The 20,737-nt window shown below is 63.4% G+C and carries 23 protein-coding genes; 12 read left to right on the forward strand and 11 right to left on the reverse strand.

The window, feature by feature from the left end; genetic code table 11:
• Positions 1 to 57: 57 nt before the first annotated feature.
• Positions 58 to 672 (reverse strand): NAD(P)-dependent oxidoreductase, encoded by a 615-nt coding sequence (locus TU80_RS17360; RefSeq protein ID WP_057004990.1) that lies wholly within the window; start codon positions 670 to 672, stop codon positions 58 to 60.
• A gap of 34 nt (positions 673 to 706) precedes the next feature.
• Positions 707 to 1,573 (reverse strand): MBL fold metallo-hydrolase, encoded by an 867-nt coding sequence (locus TU80_RS17365; protein WP_046384342.1) that lies wholly within the window; start codon positions 1,571 to 1,573, stop codon positions 707 to 709.
• Between the two features lie 105 nt (positions 1,574 to 1,678).
• Here TU80_RS17365 and TU80_RS17370 point away from each other — a divergent pair, with 105 nt between their 5' ends.
• Both TU80_RS17370 and TU80_RS33090 read left to right on the forward strand, forming a co-directional pair.
• The gene (locus TU80_RS17370) at positions 1,679 to 2,584 is read left to right on the forward strand and encodes a LysR family transcriptional regulator (protein ID WP_032804836.1); all 906 of its coding nucleotides are present in this window, start codon (positions 1,679 to 1,681) and stop codon (positions 2,582 to 2,584) included.
• Between the two features lie 99 nt (positions 2,585 to 2,683).
• Entirely contained in the window at positions 2,684 to 2,860 is a 177-nt protein-coding gene (locus tag TU80_RS33090; RefSeq protein WP_164887019.1) for a hypothetical protein, read from the forward strand.
• A gap of 25 nt (positions 2,861 to 2,885) precedes the next feature.
• Here TU80_RS33090 and TU80_RS17375 read toward each other — a convergent pair whose 3' ends face one another.
• Entirely contained in the window at positions 2,886 to 3,773 is an 888-nt protein-coding gene (locus tag TU80_RS17375) for a helix-turn-helix domain-containing protein (protein ID WP_046384341.1), read from the reverse strand.
• Positions 3,774 to 3,962: 189 nt separating this feature from the next.
• Between TU80_RS17375 and pobA the strand changes: the two genes are divergently transcribed.
• Together pobA and TU80_RS17385 are read left to right on the forward strand one after the other, a co-directional pair.
• Entirely contained in the window at positions 3,963 to 5,147 is a 1,185-nt protein-coding gene (gene pobA, locus TU80_RS17380) for a 4-hydroxybenzoate 3-monooxygenase (RefSeq protein ID WP_169850587.1), read from the forward strand.
• Positions 5,148 to 5,212: 65 nt separating this feature from the next.
• Positions 5,213 to 6,730, forward strand: coding sequence for an MDR family MFS transporter (locus TU80_RS17385; protein ID WP_057004992.1), 1,518 nt, complete (start codon positions 5,213 to 5,215; stop codon positions 6,728 to 6,730).
• A 69-nt stretch (positions 6,731 to 6,799) separates the two neighbouring features.
• Here TU80_RS17385 and TU80_RS17390 read toward each other — a convergent pair whose 3' ends face one another.
• Together TU80_RS17390 and TU80_RS17395 are read right to left on the reverse strand one after the other, a co-directional pair.
• Positions 6,800 to 7,639 (reverse strand): cache domain-containing protein, encoded by an 840-nt coding sequence (locus TU80_RS17390; RefSeq protein WP_057004993.1) that lies wholly within the window; start codon positions 7,637 to 7,639, stop codon positions 6,800 to 6,802.
• A gap of 50 nt (positions 7,640 to 7,689) precedes the next feature.
• Positions 7,690 to 8,463, reverse strand: coding sequence for a transporter substrate-binding domain-containing protein (locus TU80_RS17395; RefSeq protein ID WP_057004994.1), 774 nt, complete (start codon positions 8,461 to 8,463; stop codon positions 7,690 to 7,692).
• 410 nt (positions 8,464 to 8,873) lie between these two features.
• Here TU80_RS17395 and TU80_RS17400 point away from each other — a divergent pair, with 410 nt between their 5' ends.
• The 5 genes from TU80_RS17400 to TU80_RS17420 all read left to right on the forward strand — a co-directional run bounded on the left by TU80_RS17400 (position 8,874) and on the right by TU80_RS17420 (position 13,533).
• Positions 8,874 to 10,244 carry a glutamine synthetase family protein gene (locus tag TU80_RS17400; protein ID WP_046384337.1) on the forward strand — a complete coding sequence of 457 codons (1,371 nt, stop codon included), beginning with the start codon at positions 8,874 to 8,876 and terminating at the stop codon, positions 10,242 to 10,244.
• A gap of 101 nt (positions 10,245 to 10,345) precedes the next feature.
• Positions 10,346 to 10,945: a class I SAM-dependent methyltransferase gene (locus TU80_RS17405; protein WP_046384336.1), complete on the forward strand. Its 600-nt coding sequence runs from the start codon at positions 10,346 to 10,348 to the stop codon at positions 10,943 to 10,945.
• 122 nt (positions 10,946 to 11,067) lie between these two features.
• Positions 11,068 to 12,201 carry a ribonuclease D gene (gene rnd / locus TU80_RS17410; protein WP_046490395.1) on the forward strand — a complete coding sequence of 378 codons (1,134 nt, stop codon included), beginning with the start codon at positions 11,068 to 11,070 and terminating at the stop codon, positions 12,199 to 12,201.
• Entirely contained in the window at positions 12,198 to 12,491 is a 294-nt protein-coding gene (locus TU80_RS17415; RefSeq protein WP_017848744.1) for a YcgL domain-containing protein, read from the forward strand. The genes rnd and TU80_RS17415 overlap by 4 nt, the downstream gene beginning before the upstream one ends.
• Before the next feature lie 109 nt (positions 12,492 to 12,600).
• Positions 12,601 to 13,533 (forward strand): D-2-hydroxyacid dehydrogenase, encoded by a 933-nt coding sequence (locus TU80_RS17420; protein WP_017848745.1) that lies wholly within the window; start codon positions 12,601 to 12,603, stop codon positions 13,531 to 13,533.
• A 51-nt stretch (positions 13,534 to 13,584) separates the two neighbouring features.
• Here the strand turns inward: TU80_RS17420 and TU80_RS17425 are convergent, their stop codons facing one another.
• Positions 13,585 to 14,178, reverse strand: coding sequence for a nitroreductase family protein (locus TU80_RS17425; protein ID WP_017848746.1), 594 nt, complete (start codon positions 14,176 to 14,178; stop codon positions 13,585 to 13,587).
• Between the two features lie 153 nt (positions 14,179 to 14,331).
• On the opposite strand from TU80_RS17425, the gene TU80_RS17430 reads away from it, so the two are divergent.
• Complete coding sequence (locus TU80_RS17430) at positions 14,332 to 14,781, forward strand: YcgN family cysteine cluster protein (RefSeq protein WP_017848747.1); 450 nt, start codon at positions 14,332 to 14,334, stop codon at positions 14,779 to 14,781.
• A gap of 13 nt (positions 14,782 to 14,794) precedes the next feature.
• Entirely contained in the window at positions 14,795 to 16,015 is a 1,221-nt protein-coding gene (locus TU80_RS17435) for a hypothetical protein (RefSeq protein WP_057004995.1), read from the forward strand.
• 65 nt (positions 16,016 to 16,080) lie between these two features.
• Here TU80_RS17435 and TU80_RS17440 read toward each other — a convergent pair whose 3' ends face one another.
• The 4 genes from TU80_RS17440 to TU80_RS17455 all read right to left on the reverse strand — a co-directional run bounded on the left by TU80_RS17440 (position 16,081) and on the right by TU80_RS17455 (position 18,288).
• Positions 16,081 to 16,431: a YgaP family membrane protein gene (locus TU80_RS17440; RefSeq protein WP_017848749.1), complete on the reverse strand. Its 351-nt coding sequence runs from the start codon at positions 16,429 to 16,431 to the stop codon at positions 16,081 to 16,083.
• A 68-nt stretch (positions 16,432 to 16,499) separates the two neighbouring features.
• Positions 16,500 to 16,967, reverse strand: coding sequence for an RNA methyltransferase (locus TU80_RS17445; protein WP_017848750.1), 468 nt, complete (start codon positions 16,965 to 16,967; stop codon positions 16,500 to 16,502).
• 199 nt (positions 16,968 to 17,166) lie between these two features.
• Entirely contained in the window at positions 17,167 to 17,541 is a 375-nt protein-coding gene (locus TU80_RS17450) for a YajD family HNH nuclease (protein WP_003210675.1), read from the reverse strand.
• A gap of 60 nt (positions 17,542 to 17,601) precedes the next feature.
• Positions 17,602 to 18,288: a spermidine synthase gene (locus tag TU80_RS17455; RefSeq protein ID WP_017848751.1), complete on the reverse strand. Its 687-nt coding sequence runs from the start codon at positions 18,286 to 18,288 to the stop codon at positions 17,602 to 17,604.
• 78 nt (positions 18,289 to 18,366) lie between these two features.
• On the opposite strand from TU80_RS17455, the gene TU80_RS17460 reads away from it, so the two are divergent.
• Positions 18,367 to 18,645 (forward strand): hypothetical protein, encoded by a 279-nt coding sequence (locus tag TU80_RS17460; RefSeq protein WP_017848752.1) that lies wholly within the window; start codon positions 18,367 to 18,369, stop codon positions 18,643 to 18,645.
• 33 nt (positions 18,646 to 18,678) lie between these two features.
• Here TU80_RS17460 and TU80_RS17465 read toward each other — a convergent pair whose 3' ends face one another.
• Positions 18,679 to 20,733 carry a S9 family peptidase gene (locus TU80_RS17465; RefSeq protein ID WP_057004996.1) on the reverse strand — a complete coding sequence of 685 codons (2,055 nt, stop codon included), beginning with the start codon at positions 20,731 to 20,733 and terminating at the stop codon, positions 18,679 to 18,681.
• Between the last annotated feature and the right edge of the window lie 4 nt (positions 20,734 to 20,737).

A 20,737-nucleotide genomic window follows, 5' to 3' on the forward strand; every position in this document is an offset into this window, starting at 1 on the left:
CTGAAGATCCACCTGTGGGAACCGGCAAGCCAGCTCCCACAGGTTGATCGTGTCGGCTCAGTAGCCGACGGTGAAACGCTGGCGCGAATGCTTCGCTGTTTCCACTTCATCGATCATCGCGATGGCGAAGTCGGCGAAGCTGATCCAGCTGCGGCCTTCGCGGCTCACCAGCAAATCATCCTGGCCCAGGCGGAAGGTGCCGGTGCGCTCGGTTTCAACGAATTCGGCCGATGGCGACAGGAAGGTCCAATCCAGTTCCTGCTCCTGACGCAACGCCTCGAGGAACGTCGCGCCGGCACTGGCTTCAGCCTTGTACGCCTCTGGGAAACCCTCGCTGTCGATCACCCGAGTGCCGCCCGGCAGCAGCAGCGAACCCGCGCCGCCCACCACCAGCAGGCGTTTGACCCCGGCTTTTTTCACCGGGCCGATCACCGCGCTGGCGGGCAGGGTGGCGAAATGCGCCGCGCTGATCACCACATCGCTGCCGCTGATGGCCTGTTGCAAGGCCTCGGCATCCAGCGCATCGACCTGTTTGACGCTGACGCCAGGACGCACGGCGAGCTTGTCAGTGTTGCGCGCGATGGCGGTGACGCTGTGCCCGCGTCGCAGCGCTTCTTCCAGCAGTTGGCTACCGGCGCGGCCGGTGGCCCCAATGATTGCGATCTTGCTCATGACATTCTCCAGTACGGTTAAGGTTTGAAACGCTTCACCACTTCATTTCGCCCTTGGCGACTTTGGCGCTCAGTTCCAGCGAACTTTCGTCGGCGAGGGTCGGGTAACGCTTTTTCATCGCCGCGATCAGGGCGGCGGAGTCCTTGGCCTTGGCGGCTTCTTCGTCAAAGGCCTGGATGTAGTCGGCGGTAAAGGCCACGGATTGCAGCGACGGGTTGCCGAGGAAATGCCCCGGAACCACCGTGCGCGGCTGCAGTTCGGCGATGCGTTGCAGGGTAGCCAGCCAGTCTTTGTGGGACTGCGCGCTCTGAGTATCGGCCATCCACAGGTGGATGTTGTCGGCGACGACCACACCGCCGACCACGGCCTTGATCGACGGCACCCACACAAAGCTGCGTTCCGGCTGCGGGCCGTCGAGGCCGATCACTTCCAGCGGTTGCCCTTCAAGCGTCAGGCGGTGGCCGTCGAGCACCTGCGGCACGATGGTTTTGCCTGGCTTGTCGGCGCCCATTTTCGGGCCCCAGAACGCCAGTTTGCCGGCGACGGTGGCGTTGATGTGGTCGACCACCGCTTGCGGGGCCAGCACCTTGGCGTCGGGGAATGCGGCGGTCAGGGTGTCGAGGCCGAAGTAGTAGTCCGGGTCGCCGTGGCTGATGTAGATGGTCGTCAGGTGTTTGCCGCTGGCGCGGATCTTCTGCACCAGGTGTTCGGCCTGGCTTTTGCCGAACTGTGCGTCGACCAGGATCGCGTCTTTCGCGCCGCTGACCAGCACCGAACTGACCGGGAAGATCGCGGCCTCGCCGGGGTTGTACACGTCGAGGGTCAGCTCGGCGGCGGCCGCCTGGGCGGCGAAGGCCAGGGCGGCGGTCGCCAGGGTCAGGCGCTTGAGGGTGGACAACATCGGGCAACTCCGGCAATCGGTAAGGGATGCACAGAGCTTAGTTGCACCAAACACAACAAAAAATGCGATGCTGGGACATAGTTTGTTTCTAAAATCGGGCAGATCATGGATCGTCTTCAAGCAATGCGCGTGTTTGTGACGGTGGTGGATCTGGGCAGCCAGTCCGCCGCCGCCGACCATCTGGACCTGTCGCGCCCGGTGGTCTCGCGCTACCTGGCCGAGCTGGAAGACTGGGTCGGCGCGCGCTTGCTGCATCGCACCACGCGCAAACTCAGCCTGACGGCTGCCGGCGGGGAAACCCTGCCACGTTGCCGGCAATTGCTGGAGCTGTGCGGCGACATGCAGGCCGCCGTCAGCGAACCGGATGACGCGCCCCGTGGCCTGCTGCGCCTGAGTGTCAGCACCTCGTTCGGCCAGGCGCAGTTGGCCGAGGCCATCGCCGAATACGTCAGGCGCTACCCCTTGGTGACGGTCGACCTGCAGATGCTCGATCGCACGGTCAACCTGGTGGATGAGCGCATCGACCTGGCCATCCGCACCAGCAACGACCTGGACCCCAACCTGATCGCGCGGCGCCTGACGGTCTGTCGCTCGGTGGTGTGCGCGACCCCGGCCTACCTGCTTGAGCATCCGGCGCCGCAAAAGGTCGAAGACCTGGCGCGGCACAACTGCCTGACCCACTCGTACTTCGGCAAAAGCCTGTGGCATTTCGAGGAAGGCGGCGAACACGTTTCGGTGCCGGTCCACGGCAATATCACCGCCAACGAAGCCAGCACGCTGTTACGCGTGACGCTCGCCGGGGCGGGGGTGGCGATGTTGCCCAGTTATCAGGCCGGCGAGCACATCCGCCGTGGCGAACTGGTGCGCCTGTTGCCCGCGGCCGAACCGCGGCAGATGAACATCTACGCGGTGTACGCGTCGCGCAAACACATGCCGTCGGCGCTGCGTAGCCTCCTGGATTTCCTGGTGCTGAGGTTTCCGGAAACGCCGGAGTGGGACCGGGGCCTGTGACCCGACATACAGATGTTGAATGGCGTCCAATAATGGCAACTCGCCCTGGCTGACCTATGCTTTAAACAGCACCGAGTAGGTCCTTCAGAGGTCTGTGCCATGACCGTCAAAACCAGAAAGTACCTGAAAATTTTCATCCTTTGCGCCTTGGTCAGCGCGCTGTACGGCACCGCCGCCTATCGCGTCGAGCAGACCCGCATGCAGCCGAGCTTTGCGATCAGTTGCCATCAGGATCAATGCATTCCGCGCACCGGCAGTTTCAGCGCGTTGCGCTAATGGCCAACCAAGGACGATCCCGCGTTTAATCCTCGGGTGTTTCGGCCTTGAGTCGTTCGCGAAATGCCTTGGGCGAAAACCCGACCCGGCGGCGGAATAGCCGCGAGAAGTTGGTCGGGTCGGAAAAGCCCAATACCTCCGACATTTCATTGATGGTCATGCTGGTGTAGGTCAGCAGGCGCTTGGCTTCCAGCAATTGGCGGTCGTGCATGATCTGTAGCGCGGGTTGCCCACCCAATTCCCGACATGTGCCGTTCAGGTGTGAGACCGAGATACCCAGCTTGTGGGCCAGGTCTTCAATCTTCGGGTGTTCGCGATACTGCTGTTCGACCAATTGGGTAAAGCGCCGGAAATACTCGCGCCCACGCGGTGCCCGCGGGTGGCGGCGCTGGATGGCCTGGCGGCTGATCCACACCAGCAGCACGCTGACCAGGGCGTGCATCAGCATGTCCCGGGCCGGCTGCTCATCGGCGTATTCGTCCTGCAGGCGGGCGAACAGGTTGTTGAGATAGTCGCTGTCCTTGCCTGCCGGGTAACTGCCCAGCACCTGCAGGCCGTCCACCGTTGCGCCCAGCTGCGCTTGCAGGTGGCTGACCAGCGGTGCCGCCAGGGTCAGCACGTAGCCTTCGACATCTTCCGCAAACCGAAACCCGTGCACACACAGCGGCGGCAGCACCTGCAAGGTCGCTTCGTTGAGGGTGGTGCGCTGGCCTTCGATTTCCAGTTGCGCCTGGCCTTGGTGGACGTACAGCAACTGGCACAGATCCGCGTGCCGGTGGGGCTGGATTTCCCACTGGTAGTCCCGGCTGCGTCGGGAAATCGTTTCGCAGTGCAACAAATCCGGCGTCGGCCATTGCTGGTTTTCCCCGTACAGCTTGAACACCGGAATCGCGGAACTGGCAGTTTTGGTCATAGTTTCAATCCGATACTCAGGCAAGTGGTTCGGTAATCGCCCCGATTGGCAAAAAGCGCAGGCTTTGGCGCAGTTTTCACCTTCTTATAGCGCCCACTCAAGTGAAAAATGTCAGCAACAAGACCAATGACAACTCTTTCACCTTATCCGTTCGGGTGAATTTTTCGGGCCATAAAAATAATGAAAACGCTGAAAACTCAAGTCGCCATCATCGGCGCCGGTCCTTCGGGACTGTTGCTCGGCCAACTGTTGCAGCAGGCCGGTATCCAAACCCTGATTCTAGAGCGCCAGAGCGCCGATTACGTGCTGGGGCGCATCCGTGCCGGGGTGTTGGAGCAAGGCATGGTCGACCTGTTGCGCGAGGCCGGCGTCAGCCAGCGCATGGACGCGGAAGGCCTGGTCCATGATGGCTTCGAACTGGCGCTTAATGGCCAACTGACTCACATCGACCTCAAGGCGCTCACCGGCGGTCAATCGGTGATGGTCTACGGCCAGACCGAAGTGACCCGCGACCTGATGGCCGCACGCGCCGCCACCGGTGGCGTCACCTTGTATAACGCGCGTGAGGTGCAACCCCACGGGCTCAAAACTGATCAACCCTGGCTGACGTTCGAACATGAAGGCGAAGCCTATCGCCTGGAGTGTGATTACGTGGCCGGTTGCGACGGTTTTCACGGTGTCGCCCGGCAATCGATCCCGGCCGAGTCGCTGAAGGTCTTCGAGCGGGTGTATCCCTTCGGCTGGCTGGGCATCCTGGCCGACACGCCGCCGGTCCATCCTGAACTGGTGTACGCCAAGCATGCGCGTGGGTTTGCCTTGTGCAGCATGCGTTCGCCGACGCGCAGCCGTTACTACCTGCAAGTACCCGTCGAGGAGTCGGTCGATGAGTGGTCGGACCAGCGTTTCTGGGCTGAACTGAAAACGCGCCTGCCAAGCCAGTTGGCCGAGCAGTTGGTGACCGGGCCGTCGATCGAAAAAAGCATCGCGCCGCTGCGCAGCTTCGTGGTCGAGCCGATGCAGTACGGGCGTTTGTTTCTGCTGGGGGATGCGGCGCACATCGTCCCACCCACCGGGGCCAAGGGCTTGAACCTGGCGGCGAGCGACGTGAGCACGCTGTTTCGCATCTTGCTCAAGGTCTACCGCGAGGGGCGCGTGGAGTTGCTGGAGAAATATTCGGAAATCTGCCTGCGACGCGTGTGGAAGGCTGAGCGGTTTTCCTGGTGGATGACGTCGATGCTGCATCAGTTTCCCGAAGCGGACGGGTTCAGCCAGCGCATTGCCGAGAGCGAACTGGCGTACTTCATCCACTCGCACGCCGGTCGCACCACCATCGCGGAAAATTACGTCGGGCTTCCTTACGAAGCTATCGAATAGCCTGCTATCGTATCGAGCATGCCCGCAGGTCGCCTTTTCCTGCGGGCCTTGCTCGAAGGTTTACCGTGACTCAGCTCAATCAGCCTACTCCAGCCGTACCTGCCGTGCGCAGCATCCTCGTCTCGTTGATGATGGCGATCTTCCTCGGTGCCTTGGACCAGACCATTGTCGCCGTGTCCATGCCGGCCATTTCCGCGCGGTTCCACGACGTCAACCTGCTGGCCTGGGTGATCTCCGGCTACATGGTGGCGATGACAGTGGCGGTGCCGATCTACGGCAAGCTCGGCGACCTGTACGGGCGGCGGCCGATGATGCTGATCGGCATGGGCCTGTTCACCCTGGCGTCGCTGTTCTGTGGCATGGCGCAAAGCATGGAGCAACTGGTGCTGGCGCGGGTGCTCCAGGGCATCGGCGCCGGCGGGATGATTTCGGTGAGCCAGGCGATCATCGGCGACATCATCCCGCCGCGCGAGCGCGGGCGTTACCAGGGCTATTTCAGCGGCATGTACGCGGTGGCCAGCGTGGCCGGGCCGGTGCTGGGCGGTTATATGACCGAGTACCTGTCCTGGCGCTGGGTGTTTTTGATCAACCTGCCGTTGGGCGCCGGCGCCTGGTACGTGGCCCATCGCAGCCTGGTCGGGCTGCCGTTGCCGCAACGCAAGCCGATCATCGATTACCTCGGTACCGTGCTGCTGATCATCGGCTTGAGCGCCTTGCTGCTGGGCGTCACCGAGATCGGCCAGGGCCATGATTGGCGCAATGACTCGGTGCTAGCGTTGCTGGCCTGCGCGCTGGTGGCGCTGAGCATATTTGTCTGGCATGAGCGGCGTGCGCGGGAACCGTTGTTGCCGATGCACCTGTTCGCCAACCGCAGCGCGGTGCTGTGCTGGTGTACGATGTTTTTCACCAGTTTCCAGGCGATTTCCCTGACGGTGCTGATGCCTTTGCGCTTTCAGACCGTGACCGGTTCCGGCGCCGACAGTGCCGCGCTGCACCTGCTGCCACTGGCGATGGGCTTGCCGATGGGCGCCTACTTTGCCGGGCGCATGACCTCGGTGACCGGGCGCTATAAACCACTGATCCTCAGCGGCGCCGTGTTGAGCCCCTTGGCGATTCTCGGCATGGCCTACAGTGCGCCGCAGGCGATGGGGCTGACGGCGATGTTCATGCTGCTGTGCGGCATCGCTGCCGGCATGCAGTTCCCGACCTCGCTGGTGGGCACGCAGAACTCGGTGGACCAGCACGATATCGGCGTCGCCACCAGCACCACCAACCTGTTCCGTTCCCTGGGCGGGGCGGTCGGGGTGGCGTGCATGTCGGCGTTGTTGCTGGCGCTGTTGCAGGACTCCAGCTTTGCCCACCTGGCCAGCGGCGCGCTGGTGGTCGAGGGCGGTTCCGGCAGCGTTTTGCTCGACGGCCTGAACGCCGCCCCAGGCCCGGCGCAGGATGCCCTGCGCGGGGAACTGGCGGTGACGTTCCGGCATTTGCTGATGGTCAGTGCGGCGGTGTCGTTGCTGGGGTTGGCGGCGGCGATTGCGATGCCTGATCGCATGCTGCGCGGCCGTGAAGACAAGGCCCGCTGACGGGCCGGCTGGACATCCAAATGTGCGAGCGGGCTGGCCCGCTCCCAGCGGTTTGACCGCCTGTGCAATTCAAGGGCTGTAATAACCGACCGCCACCATGAAATGCCCGGTTTTGCGCAAATACGCATGCTTGTTCTCGACCTTGCCGGTCACCGGGTTTTTCCAACGGTACTTGTACTCACCCTGATCCTGCTCCGCCATCAACTTGAGGATCGGTGCGCCCACCGGCTTGCCGTCGGGGTCCTTGATCTTGCTGAAGTCGGTGTTGATCAGCCGCAGGTTGGTGCCATGGGCGACATAGCGCCGGGTATCGAGGTCGACCACGAACACGTAGAGATCGTCCTGCAGGAAACCGCCCTGCAATGAGTTGATCGCCTTCAGCGTGCCGGCTTCATCCTTGACCAGCGCCTTGACGGCCTGGTCCCGCAGCGCTCGCGCCTGTTCCGGCGTGGCCCGTGGCAGGTAATAGCCCACCGCGAGGATGCGTTCGCCGACACGCTGATAAAACACATGCTTGTGTTCGATCTTGCCGTCGTTCCAGTTCTGCCAGCGGTAGTCGGCCTGCTGGATGCCCTGGCCTTCCGGCGCCTTGAGCGCGTCCTTGAACGACTGGCGCAAATCCGCCCCGAGCACTTCGGACACATCGCGGCCGATCAAGGCGGAGGAGGGCCCGCCGCTGGCCAGCAACACGCCCTGGGTGTCGACCACGAACACATAGCGGTCATGGTCGACGAACTCGCCCTGGCGGCTGAAGGCGGCGAAGGCCTTGTCGCCATTGCTCTGGTAGTAGGCCAAGGCTTTCCCCAGCAGAGCCTTGGCCGCCTGGGCGTCCTCCTCCGGCAAGGTGGCGGCGTGTACCTGGCTGAAACCCAACAGCAGCAGCCAGCTGAATCGGAGCAGTCGCTTCATTATCCGTGCCTCGTTCTTATAGATGTGAGCACAGCTTAGACGGCTGCGGCTCAGGGCGCCGCCAGCCATTGATTGACGATGCCGTCGTACACCCCGGTGGCCACGCTCAGGTGCAACCACTGGTCGACGTAACTTTTCCAGGCCACATCGTCGCGGGGCAGCAGGAAGGCTTTCTCGCTATATTGCATCTGCCGCTGCGGGTTGACCGCGCACAGCCCCGGCTTGAGTTTCTGCTGGAAGCGCGCCTCGCTGGCGTCGGTGATCATCACATCGGCCTTGCCCGCCAGCAGTTCGTCGAAGATGGTCACGTTGTCGTGCAGGCGCAGTTGCGCCTGGCCCAGGTGCGCCCGGGCGAACACTTCGTTGGTGCCGCCCGCCGGTTCGATCACCCGCACCTGTGGCTGGTTGATCTGCTCGACGCTCTGGGAACGCTGCACATCGGCGCAGCGCACCAGCGGGATCTTGCCGTCGACGCCGAGGGACTGGCTGAAGAACGCCTTTTTCTGGCGTTCCAGCGACACCGAAATACCGCCCACGGCGATGTCGCAGCGGTGCGCGAGGAAGTCCGGCATCAGGCTTTTCCAGGTGGTGGGCACCCAGGCGATCTTGGCGTTGAGGCTCTTGGCCAGGGACTCGGCCATGGCGATATCGATGCCTTCGTAGCGGCCATCGGCACGCAGGAAGGTGTAGGGCTTGTAGTCGCCGGTGGTGCAGACGGTGAGCGTGCCGCTGTCGAGCACGTTGTCCAGGCGCGAGGGGGGCGTGTCCGCGAGGGCGGGTGTCGCCAGACTCACCAATACACACAGGGCTAAAGGAGCTTTCATGCGGTCGAGTCCTTGGGCATGATCGGGCGGCCATTATTTCCAGCAAGATGGTGGGGTGGCAAGGACGGTGAATGTTTAGCCAACGTGCAACCAAACTCCGTCAACCCTGAATTGACGCCCCTGACCCGGCGTGTGACGCTGCCGGGCATCTCCCTCACGGTGATTCGCCCATGGACGGTTACCCCGACACTTACCCCGAGACACTGCCTGGCGTCGTCGCGCCGAGCGGTCCCGCGGATGTCGAGGCGTTGCCCTCCGCGCTGGCTTTCTGGGCCCTGTTCCACTGTCGACATGCGCGCCCACCAGATACCTCTCTCTTACGTTGATCTACCCGATGGATGACGCGCACCTGCGCGCATCCGCCCGGCGGCGCCTGTGCGCCTGCCTGACGCAAACGTATGAGAATTGCCATGAGTGTTTTTGCCAGCCTGCACGAAGCCCGCTCTTTCCTTGAGCAGAACCCGGACATCGAGATGTTCGAGCTGTTTATCCTCGACAACAATGGCGTGCCGCGCGGCAAGTTGCTGCATCGCGACGAACTGCTGGCGGTGTATGAAAGTGGCCGCCCGCTGCCCAGCACGATCCTTGGCCTGACCATCCATGGCGATGACGTGGAAAACTCCGGGCTGGTGTGGGAGGTGGGCGATATCGACTGTCGCGCCTACCCGATCAGCGGCAGTTTGCAGCGCATGCCATGGCGGCTGATTCCGACGGCGGCGGTGCAAGTCAGCATGCACCCCACCGAAGGCTTGCCCGCCACCGTGGCCGACCCCCGGCACGTGCTGGCCAGGGTGATCGACGGGCTCAAGGCCGATGGTTATTACCCGGTGATGGCGGCGGAACTGGAGTTCTACCTGCTCGACCAGAAACCCGACCACAACGGCCGCCCGCAACCGGCGCGCGACATGGACGGCGGCCGCCCGCGTGCGACCCAGGTCTATGGCCTGCGCGAGCTGGAGCAGATCGAACCGTTTCTCGCCGACCTTTACAGCGCCTGCAAACTGCAAGGCATCCCGGCGCGCACGGCAATTTCCGAATACGCGCCGGGCCAGGTCGAAATCACCCTCGAACACCGCACCGATGCCCTGCAAGCGATGGACGAAGCGGTGCGCTACAAACGCCTGGTCAAAGGCGTGGCGCACAAGCACGGGATGACGGCGTGCTTCATGGCCAAACCGTTCGACGACCTAGCCGGCACCGGCATGCACATGCACGTCAGCCTGGCGGACGCCGAGGGCCATAACCTGTTCGCCAGCGAAGCCGCCGACGGTACGCCGCTGCTGCGCCAGGCCGTGGGCGGTATGCTCAGCACCTTGCTCGATTCGCTGCTGATGTTCTGCCCCAACGCCAACTCCTATCGCCGCTTCCAGACCAACAGCTATGCGCCGCTGGCCGCCACCTGGGGCGTCGACAACCGCACCGTCAGCCTGCGTGTGCCGGGTGGTCCGGCGCCGTCGCGGCACATCGAACACCGCCTCTGCGGCGCCGACGCCAACCCTTATCTGGCGGCGGCGGCGATCCTCGCCGGTATCCACCGCGGCATCCGCGAACGACTTGACCCCGGCGCTCCGGTGGAAGGCAACGGCTACGCCCAGGCCAACGCGTTGCTGCCCACCGATTGGCTCACCACCCTGCGCGCCCTGGAAGACTCCAGCTGGGCACGGGAGGCGTTCGGCAGTGAGTTTCTCGGCGTGTACCTGGCGGTGAAACGGGCTGAATATCGGCAGTTCATGGGCGAGGTGGGCGAGCAGGACTGGCGCTGGTATCTGCACTCGGCGTGAACGGATTGACGGTGGTGGTTTTTTCGACCTTTTTTTCACGTTGCACTGGTTAAGCTGCGAATCAAGGTCATTCACTACCGTTCCACTCACATGAGCCCGTGATGTTGTCACCACCACTTTCGTCCATCGAGATTGAATACGCCGAACGCTGTGACCGTGAGCACGCCAGGGTCTGCGGCGATACGCGCCCGCCTGGGCTGCGTCAGCGTCTGGCGGCGTGGCGTGACGGGCGGCTGGTGCGCAATGCCCTCAAGGTCGCCGGCGAGCCCGGTCTGATCCTCGACCTGGCCTGCGGTTCGGGGCGGTTCTGGCCGGTGTTGGCCGAACACGTCAACCGGGTCATCCTCGCCTCGGATAACTCCCAGGACATGCTCGACCATGCCCGCACCCATCACCCGGCGGCGCTGCTCAAGCGGGTCAAGACCTTTCAGGGCTCGGCATTTTCCATCGGTTTGTCGGCGAACGCGGTAGATTGCATTTTCTGTCTGGAATTGTTTCGCCACGTGCCCAGCCGCGAAGGGCGCCAAGCGCTGCTGCAGGAGTTTCATCGGGTCAGCCGCGACACCGTGATCGTGTCGGTCGCCTCCCGGACGCCAGTGGAGGAGGAGTTCTGCCAGGCGGGGTTCCAGGTCCTGAATCACCAGGAGTTCATTCCTGGCTCCAGCGTATGGCGTGTCTACGTTCTACGTAAGATGGGATAACTCCAATCTGTCGGACTATTCTTTACATGCTGTCGGAGTTTTCATGATTGCGTGTGCACTGCGGATGCTCGCAAGTCCCTTCCGCGATATATACTGCGCGCCATTCTTCAAGGGAGAGCCGTGTGGCCATCGATATTCACTGGATCTGCGACAACGATAGCCTCGGCCAGCATTGCGCCGAATGGCAGCAGTTGCCATTCGTCGCCCTCGACACCGAATTCATGCGGGTCGACACCTTTTATCCCATTGCCGGGCTGATCCAGATCGGTGATGGCGTTCGCGCTTACCTGATCGACCCCCTGACCATCGACAACTGGCAACCGCTGGCGGCGTTGCTGGAAAACCCGGCCGTGATCAAAGTGGTCCACGCCTGCAGTGAAGACCTGGAAGTGTTGCTGCGCCTGACCGGCAGCCTGCCAGTGCCGTTGTTCGACACCCAACTGGCCGCGGCTTACCTGAACCTCGGCTTCTCCATGGGCTATTCGCGCCTGGTGCAAGCCGTGCTCGATATCGACTTGCCCAAGGGCGAAACCCGCTCTGACTGGCTGCAGCGCCCGTTGTCCGAGACCCAGGTGAGCTACGCCGCCGAAGATGCGGTCCACTTGGCCGAGGTCTTCATTCGCCTGCGCCCGCGGCTGTCGGACGACAAATACGCCTGGGTCCTGGAAGACGGTGCCGAACTGGTGGCCAACCTGCGCCGCGAAGTCGACCCTTACGAGGTGTACCGCGAGGCCAAGCTGGCGTGGAAACTGTCCCGTGCCCAACTCGCCGTGCTGCGTGAACTGTGCGCCTGGCGCGAGCAGCAAGCGCGTGCCCGTGACCTGCCGCGCAATCGCATCATTCGTGAACACTCGCTGTGGCCCCTGGCCAAATCCCAGCCGGATAACCTCGCCGCCCTGGGCAAAATCGAAGACATGCACCCGCGCACCGTGCGTCAGGATGGCCAGTTTCTGCTGGACCTGATCAAGCGCGCCGGCAGCGTGTCCATGGACCAATGGCCGCCCGCCGTGGCTGAACCGCTGCCGGTGGATGCCGCGACGCTGATCAAGCACCTGCGCGCCTTGGGCCAGGCGCAAGCCGAACGTCTGGAGATGGCGCCGGAGCTGATGCTGCGCAAGAAAACCCTCGAAGCCCTGGTCAAAAGTGGCTACCCCGACGGGCCTTACCAATTGCCAGACTCGCTGCGTGGCTGGCGCCGCGAGTTGATGGGCCAGGCGCTGCTCGACAGCCTGGCCACTGCCGGAGAACAGCCTTGAAACGTATTTGCTCCATCTATCGCAGCTTGAAACGCAACGAAATGTATCTCTACGTGCTGAAAAGCGATGCCCTGGAGCGCGTGCCGGAACCCTTGATGGAAGCCTTCGGCAAGGCCCATCACGCCTTCGACATGGTGCTGACGCCCGAGCGCAAGCTGTCGCGCGAGGACATCGCAGTGGTCCTGGAAAACCTCGAAAAGCAGGGCTACCACCTGCAAATGCCACCGGCCGAGGACGAGTACATCGAACACTTGCCCGAAGAGCTGCTGCGCCGCAACGACCCGATGTGATCGCGGCGTGCCCTGCCCGGGGCGCATTCTTTTCCATGGAATCGTATTAATGGATGGTGGCCGTAAGGATGCGGGCGGCCGTCCGCATTGTTTTTGAAAGGTTTGAACCATGCGTGTTCTGATTGCTGAACAGGATCACCCGCTCTACGCCCGGTTGCTGAGCGAAGCGGCCCCGGACCTCGAGGTGTTGACCAGCGGCGACTCGGCCGAACTCTCGCGCCTGGCTGCCGATTGCCCGGTGTGGCTCGGCCAGCCGGACCTGCTCGCCACCCTGTTGCGCCAGGGGCACCAGCCGCAGTGGCTGCAATCGACCTGGGCCGGCATCACGCCGCTGCTGGCTGACGGCCTGCCCCGCGACTATCGCTTGACCCGTGCGGTGGGGATTTTTGGCCAGGTCATGGCGGAATTTATCCTCACCTACATGCTCGGCCATGAACGCGAAGTCTTGGCGCGCCTGGTCAGCCAGGTCGAGCGCAAGTGGGACAACCGCATGGGCCAGAGCCTGGCGGGGCGCACGGTGCTGATCGTCGGCTGCGGTGATATCGGCCAGCGCGTGGCGCAGTTCCTCGTGCCGTTTGGCGTCAAGCTGTACGGCATCGCCAGCCAGGCGCGCGAGCAGGCGCCGTTTGTCGAAGTGGCCGCGCTCGATCAACTCGGCCGGCTGGTGGGCGAAGCGGACTACGTGATCAACCTGTTGCCCAACACGCCGAACACCCACGACCTGTACGACGCGGCGCTGTTCAAGCAATTCAAGCCGAGCGGGTTGTTTATCAACGTCGGCCGCGGCGTCGCGGTGGTTGATGCGGATCTGGTCGAAGCGTTGAAAGAAGGGCACCTGGCTGGCGCGGTGATCGACGTGTGCCGCCAGGAACCGTTGCCGCAGCGCCACCCGTTCTGGACCGCCTGGGGCTTGCTGCTGACCGGGCACAGCTCGGCGCCGACCTCGCCGTCGATGATGGTGCAACTGTTTCTGGAAAACGTGCGCGCCTACCAGGCCAAGCAAGTGTTGCGCGGTGAAGTGGATTTCGAGCGCGGCTACTGACACCGCGTCGAACCACAGGTGGGGGCTGGCGAGCCAGCTCCCACGTCAGTCCTAGAGACTGAAATCGCCTTGCGAAACCAGCTCGCTCAACGGCTTGCGCGGGCTTGGGGTCTCACGGCCTTGCAGGTACTCGGGCAAGCTCGACTTGTCGCCCAGCTTGCCAATCGCGACCGCCGCATGCAGCGCATAACCCTCGGGAATCTTCAGCTCCTTGCGCGTCAGCGCCTGATCGAAGCCGGCCATGCCATGGCTGTGCCAGCCGCTGAGGCTGGCCTGCAGCGCGAGGTAGCCCCAGGCCGAACCGGTGTCGAAGGTGTGCCACAGCGCCGGGGTTTCTTCGCTGGCGCCGGGGGCGATGAAGTCGGTTTTCGAGGCGATGATCACCAGGGCCGACGCATGCTGCGCCCAGTTGCGGTTGAATTCGTTCAACAGGCCGAGGAAACGCTCCCAGTCCGGCGTGTCACGGCGCGCATAGAGAAAACGCCAGGGCTGCGAGTTGTAGGCCGATGGCGCCCAGCGCGCGGCTTCGAAAAAACTCAGCAGGGTTTCCTGCGGGATGCTCTCGCCGGTAAAGGCGCGGGGCGACCAGCGCTCAGTGAACTGGGGGTTGATCGGGTAATCGGCAGCGCGGGGGTTGGTGCTCATGGGCAGTTCCTGATCGTCAATTCGGCGCTCAAAGCTACTGCGCTCCCGCTAGACTGACAAGTCTTGCAACACCGCCAGTCGTAAGCGCTTGGCCCCAGTGGCCTTGGGCACTAGACTGGCGGCCTTTTCACCCACCGATACCGATGTAGAGCCATGGCCGCCAAAGTCGAACCTTTCTGGATACGCAAAACCCTTGAACACCTCGATCAGGAGGAGTGGGAGTCGTTGTGCGACGGCTGTGGCCTGTGCTGCCTGCAAAAGCTCGAGGATGAAGACGACAACAGCGTCTATTACACGCGCATCGCCTGCAAACTGCTCGACCTGAAAACCTGCCAGTGCACCGATTACCCCAACCGCCGCGCGTCGGTGCCCGACTGCATCCAGCTCACCCCGGGCCAGGCCGACCAGTTCAAGTGGTTGCCGCCCACCTGCGGTTACCGCCTGGTCAGCGAGCGCAAGGACTTGCCGCTGTGGCATCACCTGGTCTGCGGCGACCGTGACGCCGTGCATCACGAACGCATTTCCCAGTCCGGACGCATGCTCCGCGAAGGCAGCGTGCCCGAAGAAGACTGGGAGGATTACCTGATCTTCCGCGCTGGCTGAACAAGGAGCGAGTATGAAGGGGCTGACCCGGCTGGCGGCAAGCCTGGTGTTGCTGGCGCTGAGCACACCGGCGTGGTGCGCGAAGAAAGTCGACCTGGACTATCACGTCAAACTGCTGCCCCAGAGCGATCAGGCTGAGGTGCGCGTGAGCCTGTCCCAGGGTTCGGCGGTGCGCAGCCTGGATTTCGAGCTGGGTCGCGACGGTGACTACAGCGATTTCAAGGCCGATGGCCAATGGAAAGTCAGTGGCCATCGCGGCCTTTGGCAACCCAGCGCCGACAAGGCCAGCCTGACCTACCGTGTGCGCCTCAGCCATGCGCGCAAGCCGGGTATCTATGAAGCGCGCATGACGCCGGGTTGGGCGCTGTTTCGCGGGGAAGACCTGGTGCCGACCGCGCACCTCGACCAGCAGGACGGCGTCGAGCTGGTCTCGCGCCTGGTGTTCGAGCTGCCGACGGGCTGGAAAAGCGTCGAAACCGCCTGGCCGCGTATCGGCAAGCACACCTTCCGGATCAACAACGTCTCGCGCCTGTTCGACCGCCCCACCGGCTGGATGCTCGCCGGTAACCTCGGCAGCCGCCGTGTGCGCCTGGGCGAAACCGACGTCACCGTGGCCTCGCCCAAGGGCCAGGCCACGCGCCGTATGGATGTGCTGACGTTGCTGACTTTCGTCTGGCCGCAGGTGGAAGCCGCGTTCCCGCGTCACCCCGCCAAGCTATTGATTGTCGGCGCCAGCGACCCGATGCGCCGTGGCGCCTTCTTGGCGCGCGACTCGGTCTACCTCAACAGCCGCACGCCGCTGGTCAGTGAAAACGGCAGCAGCCCGTTGATCCGCGAAGTGGTGCATGCCATCGGCCGCTTCAGTGACCATGATGCCAGCGACTGGATCAGCGAAGGCCTGGCGGAGTATTACGCGATCGAGTTGCTGCGCCGTGGCGGCGGGATCACCGATGAGCGCTATGCGGCGATACAGGCGCGGTTGACCCGCGAAGGCAAGGACGTCACCAGCCTGCGTGGCGAGCACGTCAGCGGCGCAACCGTGGCGCGGGCAGTGGTGGTGATGCAGGAGCTGGATCGCGAGATCCGCGTGAAAACCCACAACAAGCGCTCGCTGGATGATCTCGCGCAAGTGGTGATGCGGGCGAACAGCGTCAGCACCCCAGAGTTTGTGCGACTGGCTCAGAGCATCATCGGCGAGTCGTCGGTGGTGTTGGACTCCAAGCTGTTGCGCTGACCCAGAATAAAGGTGGGAGCAAGCCGCCTCCCACATCTGGATCAGCAACAGACAGAAGACTTGGCTCAGCCGGTGGTTTTTGTGGCCTTTTCGGCCCCCGTTTGCGCCTTGGTCTTCAGGTTCTTCAACTCGTCACCGGCCCGCTCGATTTTCGTGCGCAGGCTGTTCATTTCCTGGCGACCTTGTTCCAGCTTGTCCTTGAGCGAACTGTGCCCGGTAAATCCACGCGTCAGCGCCACGCCGCCAATCGCCACCTGGAGCAGCCCGAAAATCCCGCCACGGCGCAGGCCTTTGCCGACCATGATCACGCCGCCGGCCACCGAGCCGATGCGCTCCCAGCCGTGTACGTTCTGCGTGGGGCGGGCCTGGCGTGGGGTGGATTCAATGACAGGTCGCAGGGTTTTGCTGTCGCTCATGATCGGTCTCCAACAAGGGCTAGTGATACGCAACTGACTGTGTGCAGGCGCCGGATGTTCCCGGCAACTCAGTATTTGGGCCCAGAGCGGGTGTTATTGCCCTTGGCCAGGCGGTCGTAGAGCACCACGTTGACGGTGGCGGCGAGGTTCATGCAGCCGGTGGTCGGGATGTACACCACGTCTTCACACCAGTCGCGAATCTCTTTGTCGAGGGAGCCGTCCTCGGGGCCGAAGATGTACAGCGCGCGGTCGGGGTGGGTGTATTCGGGCAGCGGGCGGGCGCCGTCCACCAGTTCGACGGCGACCGGGATGCAGCCCAGCGGCAGGATTTTTCTCAGGTCATCGATGCCGATCAGCGGAATGTCGTGGTGGACCTTCTTGGTGTCGGTGATGAAATCCCGGGCGCGCTCGTAGCGTTTGCCGGTGTAGAACACCGAGGCCACGCCGTAGCAACCGGCGGCGCGCATCACCGAACCGACGTTTTCGGGGGATTTGGGGTTATACAGACCGATGCAGCTGTAGCGTTTATTGCCCACGGGGAAGGGTGCCTTGGAGAAAAGCGGCGATTATACGGGGATTGGTGGGGCTGTGGTCGCTATCGAGCGCTGCGCCGCTGGCACTGCTGCCTTCGCGAGCAAGCCCGCTCCCACATTGGTCCGTGTCCATGCTCTGGAATGCGGTTAAGGGTAGGAGCGGGCTTGCCCGCGAAGAGGGCGGGGCAGCCCGCGCGCAACTTCAGTCGTCTTTTTTCATCAACCCTGCCAACGCCGCGAACGGGTTGTGCGTGGCCTTGGCGATCGTCGGGCTGCTGGTGGAGCCTTCGCCGAAGTACTGCTGGTCGGTGTAGCGCGAGTGCTCGTTGTCGTGGCAGTACAGGCACAGCAACTCCCAGTTGGACCCATCCTGAGGATTGTCGTCATGGTTGTGGTTGCGGTGGTGTACGGTCAGTTCGCTCAGGCGCTTGCCGGCGAACTCACGGGCGCAGCGGCCGCACACGTGGGGGTACATTTTCAGGGCTTTGTCGCGGTAGCCCATTTCCCGGTCGCGCTGGGCATCGGCGAGGATGCGGTCGAGCTTGGCGGTGTGGGAGGGCGGGTTGGTCGAGCTCATCATGGCTCCTGTCTTCGGGTGGTTCACGGATAGGGTTGATTCTAGCCAATCGCGGCGCAATTAGCCCTTGAGCTTTTCCGCAATCCAGATGGTGTGCCGCGTGCCCTTGTTGCCATGGGCGAACACTTGCACTTCCTCGGCCTTGAAACCGGCCTTGCGCAGCTTGTCGCTGAACAGCTTGTCGGCGCTGGCCGACCACACCGCAAGTACGCCCTTGGGGCGCAGGGCCTTGGCGCAGGCGGCCAGGCCACCGGCGGAGTAGAGCCAACTGTTGGCTTTTTGCGTAAGGCCTTCGGGGCCGTTGTCCACGTCGAGCATGATCGCATCAAAGCCCTGGGGCTCGGCTTGCAGCACCTTGGCCACGTCTTCCATGCGGACCACGGTGCGCGGGTCAAGCAGCGGGCGCCCGGCCTTTTCGCCCAAGGGGCCACGGTTCCATTCCACGACACCGGGCACCAGTTCTGCCACCACCACTTCGGCGGTCTTGCCCAGGTGCTTGAGGGCCGACGCGAGGGTGAAACCCATGCCCAGCCCGCCGATCAATACCCGCGAACCGGGGCGGCCGGCGACTTTGCGACAAGGGATTTCTGCCAGCGCGTCTTCGGAGCCGTGCATGCGCGTGTTCATCAACTGGCCGCCGTCGCCGCCCTGGATCTTGATGACAAAGTCCTCGCCGTATTCGAACAGGCACAAGGCACCGCCGTTGTCGGGGATCGGGGTGGTGTCCAGCAGAACGAAACGTTTCATGGAGATCTCATTGGGAAGGGCATTCTTGCGCGGTTGGGAGTAGCCTTACGACATTCCGGTCAGGCCATGGAGCCATCGATGAAGTGCAGCATTCTAACGGTCATTGTGTTGGGCGCGCTCACATTGGGTGTGGCGCAGGCTCAGGAGTTGCAAACCGTACCGGTTGCGCCGGCGCCAACCCCAGGCGCGCCGGGCACCCCCACCCCGACGCTGTATCCGCAAGTCACCCCGCCGGCGGTGCCCAAGACGAACGGCTCGCCGCCGCTGGTGCCTATCGTGTTACCTGCGCCACCGAAGGACCAGACGGTCCCCGGCGTGCCGCCGAACGACAGCAAGCCGAAGACGCCCGGCGGTTAACCGCGTCGAGCCTCCAGCGTTCAGCCAGGACCGCTAAACCAGCCCCAGCGCCTTGAACACAAATGCATATTCGAGCGCTACGTCACGTAATCCCTGGTAACGCCCGCTCATGCCGCCATGGCCGGCCCCCAGTTCGGTCTTGAGCAGCAGCAGGTTGTCGTCCGTCTTGGTGTCGCGCAGCTTGGCCACCCACTTGGCCGCTTCCCAGTACTGCACGCGGCTGTCGTTGTAGCCGGCGATCACCAGCAGGGCCGGGTAGGCCTGGGCGCGCACGTTCTCATACGGCGCATACGCCTTGATGCGCGCATAGACCTCGGGCTCCTGCGGGTTGCCCCACTCGTCGTACTCGGTGACGGTCAGCGGCAGGTCCGGGTCGAGCATGGTGTTGAGCACGTCGACGAACGGCACTTCGGCAATCGCCGCCTGGAACAGCTCCGGACGCTGGTTGAGCACTGCGCCGATCAACAGGCCACCGGCGCTGCCGCCGCTGATCACCAGCTGTTTGGCGCAGGTCAAACCCTGTGCGATCAGGTGTTCGGCGCAGGCGATAAAGTCGTTGAACGTGTTCTGCTTGTGTTCTTGTTTGCCATTGCGATACCAGGCTTCGCCCAGCTCGCCGCCGCCGCGCACATGCGCAATGGCAAACGCGACGCCACGGTCCAGCAGGCTCAGGCGCGCGTGGGAGAACCACGGATCGAGGCTCTGGCCGTAGGCGCCATAGCCGTAGAGGTACAGCGGCGTCGGTTTGCCAAGCTGGTCGCGCTTGACCACCAGGCTGATCGGCACCTGGGTGCCATCGGCGGAGGTTGCCCACAAACGCTGGCTGACGTAATCGTCGGCGTTGAAGACGCCGAGTACCGGGGTTTCCTTGAGCACCTGTTGCGCGCCGCTGGCCAGTTCCAGCTGGCGCACCTGGGCCGGACGGTTCAGGGCTTCGTAGCGCAGGCGGATCTTGTCGCTGGGGAATTCCAGGCTGTTTTGTACGTAGAGGCTGTAGGCAGCGTCAGGCAATTCCACACGATAGGTCGGTAGACCCTGGGGATGCACTTCGATGACCGGCAGGCCGCCGATGCGCAGGCTCAAGGTCATGGCGCCGGCATTCAGGCTCACGCCGTCGAGCATCACCTCATCGCTGTGGGGGATCAGGTTTTTCCAGTCGGCCTGGGTCGGCACGCGGCCGGTGTCGGCGGCGACGAACAGGGCGTAGTTGATGCCGTCGCGGTTGCTGCGGATGAACCAGGTCCACGCGCCGTCGAGCTGGCCGTGGTCGACGTCGTACTCGTGGTCTTCGACCCGTGGCGCCAGGCAGGTGAAGTCCAGGTGCGGCTGGTCGGCGTCCAGCGCCCAGATTTCACTGGTGGTCTTGCTGCCCAGGGCCACCAGCAACTGGCGCTCGGAGCTGGAACGGTAGCAGTGCAGGAAGAAACGCCCGTCGGTCTCGTGGAACACTTCCTGCGCGGCGGTGCCGTCCAGGCGATAGCGGTAGAGTTTGTGCGGACGATGGGTATCGTCCAGTTCGCCGAAAAACAGGGTCAGGCTGTCATTGGCCCAGGTCATGCTGCCGTCGCAGTTATCGAACGCCAGTTCGCTGACTTTGTCGGTGGCCAATTCCTTCACGTACAGGGTGTAGATCTCTTCGCCATTGGTATCGAGGCTGTAGGCCAGGCGCTGATGGTCGGGGCTGATGCTGAACGCACCGAGGGAGAAAAAGCCGCCGTTGGCCAGCACGTTGGGGTCGAGCAACAGCTCCTCGCTGCTGTCATCCACCTGGTTGCTGTCGTCGGCCGGGCGGCGGCAGCGGTAGTGGCGGGCGTATTCGTCGCCGGCGGTGGTGCGCGTGTAATACAGGTACGGGCCCCAGGGGGAGGGCAGCGACAGGTCGGTTTCGAGGATACGGCCCTTGATCTCTTCGAACAGGGTTTCACGCAGCGCCTGTTGCCCGGCGAGTTGGGCTTCCTGCCAGGCGTTTTCGGCTTTCAGGTAATCCATCACTTCTGCGCTGTCACGCACTTGCAGCCAGGCGTAAGGGTCCTGGCCTGGGGCCTTGCGGGCAATCGGGGCGGCAGTGATGGGGGTCGATGGCGGCATGGAT

The organism is Pseudomonas veronii, assembly GCF_001439695.1.
Taxonomy (GTDB): Bacteria; Pseudomonadota; Gammaproteobacteria; order Pseudomonadales; family Pseudomonadaceae; genus Aquipseudomonas; species Aquipseudomonas veronii.

Bases quoted from the DNA above. Each gene is read 5' to 3' on its own strand.
- TU80_RS17360 (WP_057004990.1), bottom strand. From the start codon at position 672: ATGAGCAAGATCGCAATCATTGGGGCCACCGGCCGCGCCGGTAGCCAA.
- TU80_RS17365 (WP_046384342.1), bottom strand. From the start codon at position 1,573: ATGTTGTCCACCCTCAAGCGCCTGACCCTGGCGACCGCCGCCCTGGCC.
- TU80_RS17370 (WP_032804836.1), top strand. From the start codon at position 1,679: ATGGATCGTCTTCAAGCAATGCGCGTGTTTGTGACGGTGGTGGATCTG.
- TU80_RS33090 (WP_164887019.1), top strand. From the start codon at position 2,684: ATGACCGTCAAAACCAGAAAGTACCTGAAAATTTTCATCCTTTGCGCC.
- TU80_RS17375 (WP_046384341.1), bottom strand. From the start codon at position 3,773: ATGACCAAAACTGCCAGTTCCGCGATTCCGGTGTTCAAGCTGTACGGG.
- TU80_RS17390 (WP_057004993.1), bottom strand. From the start codon at position 7,639: ATGAAGCGACTGCTCCGATTCAGCTGGCTGCTGCTGTTGGGTTTCAGC.
- TU80_RS17395 (WP_057004994.1), bottom strand. From the start codon at position 8,463: ATGAAAGCTCCTTTAGCCCTGTGTGTATTGGTGAGTCTGGCGACACCC.
- TU80_RS17400 (WP_046384337.1), top strand. From the start codon at position 8,874: ATGAGTGTTTTTGCCAGCCTGCACGAAGCCCGCTCTTTCCTTGAGCAG.
- TU80_RS17405 (WP_046384336.1), top strand. From the start codon at position 10,346: ATGTTGTCACCACCACTTTCGTCCATCGAGATTGAATACGCCGAACGC.
- TU80_RS17420 (WP_017848745.1), top strand. From the start codon at position 12,601: ATGCGTGTTCTGATTGCTGAACAGGATCACCCGCTCTACGCCCGGTTG.
- TU80_RS17425 (WP_017848746.1), bottom strand. From the start codon at position 14,178: ATGAGCACCAACCCCCGCGCTGCCGATTACCCGATCAACCCCCAGTTC.
- TU80_RS17430 (WP_017848747.1), top strand. From the start codon at position 14,332: ATGGCCGCCAAAGTCGAACCTTTCTGGATACGCAAAACCCTTGAACAC.
- TU80_RS17435 (WP_057004995.1), top strand. From the start codon at position 14,795: ATGAAGGGGCTGACCCGGCTGGCGGCAAGCCTGGTGTTGCTGGCGCTG.
- TU80_RS17440 (WP_017848749.1), bottom strand. From the start codon at position 16,431: ATGAGCGACAGCAAAACCCTGCGACCTGTCATTGAATCCACCCCACGC.
- TU80_RS17450 (WP_003210675.1), bottom strand. From the start codon at position 17,541: ATGAGCTCGACCAACCCGCCCTCCCACACCGCCAAGCTCGACCGCATC.
- TU80_RS17455 (WP_017848751.1), bottom strand. From the start codon at position 18,288: ATGAAACGTTTCGTTCTGCTGGACACCACCCCGATCCCCGACAACGGC.
- TU80_RS17460 (WP_017848752.1), top strand. From the start codon at position 18,367: ATGAAGTGCAGCATTCTAACGGTCATTGTGTTGGGCGCGCTCACATTG.
- TU80_RS17465 (WP_057004996.1), bottom strand. From the start codon at position 20,733: ATGCCGCCATCGACCCCCATCACTGCCGCCCCGATTGCCCGCAAGGCC.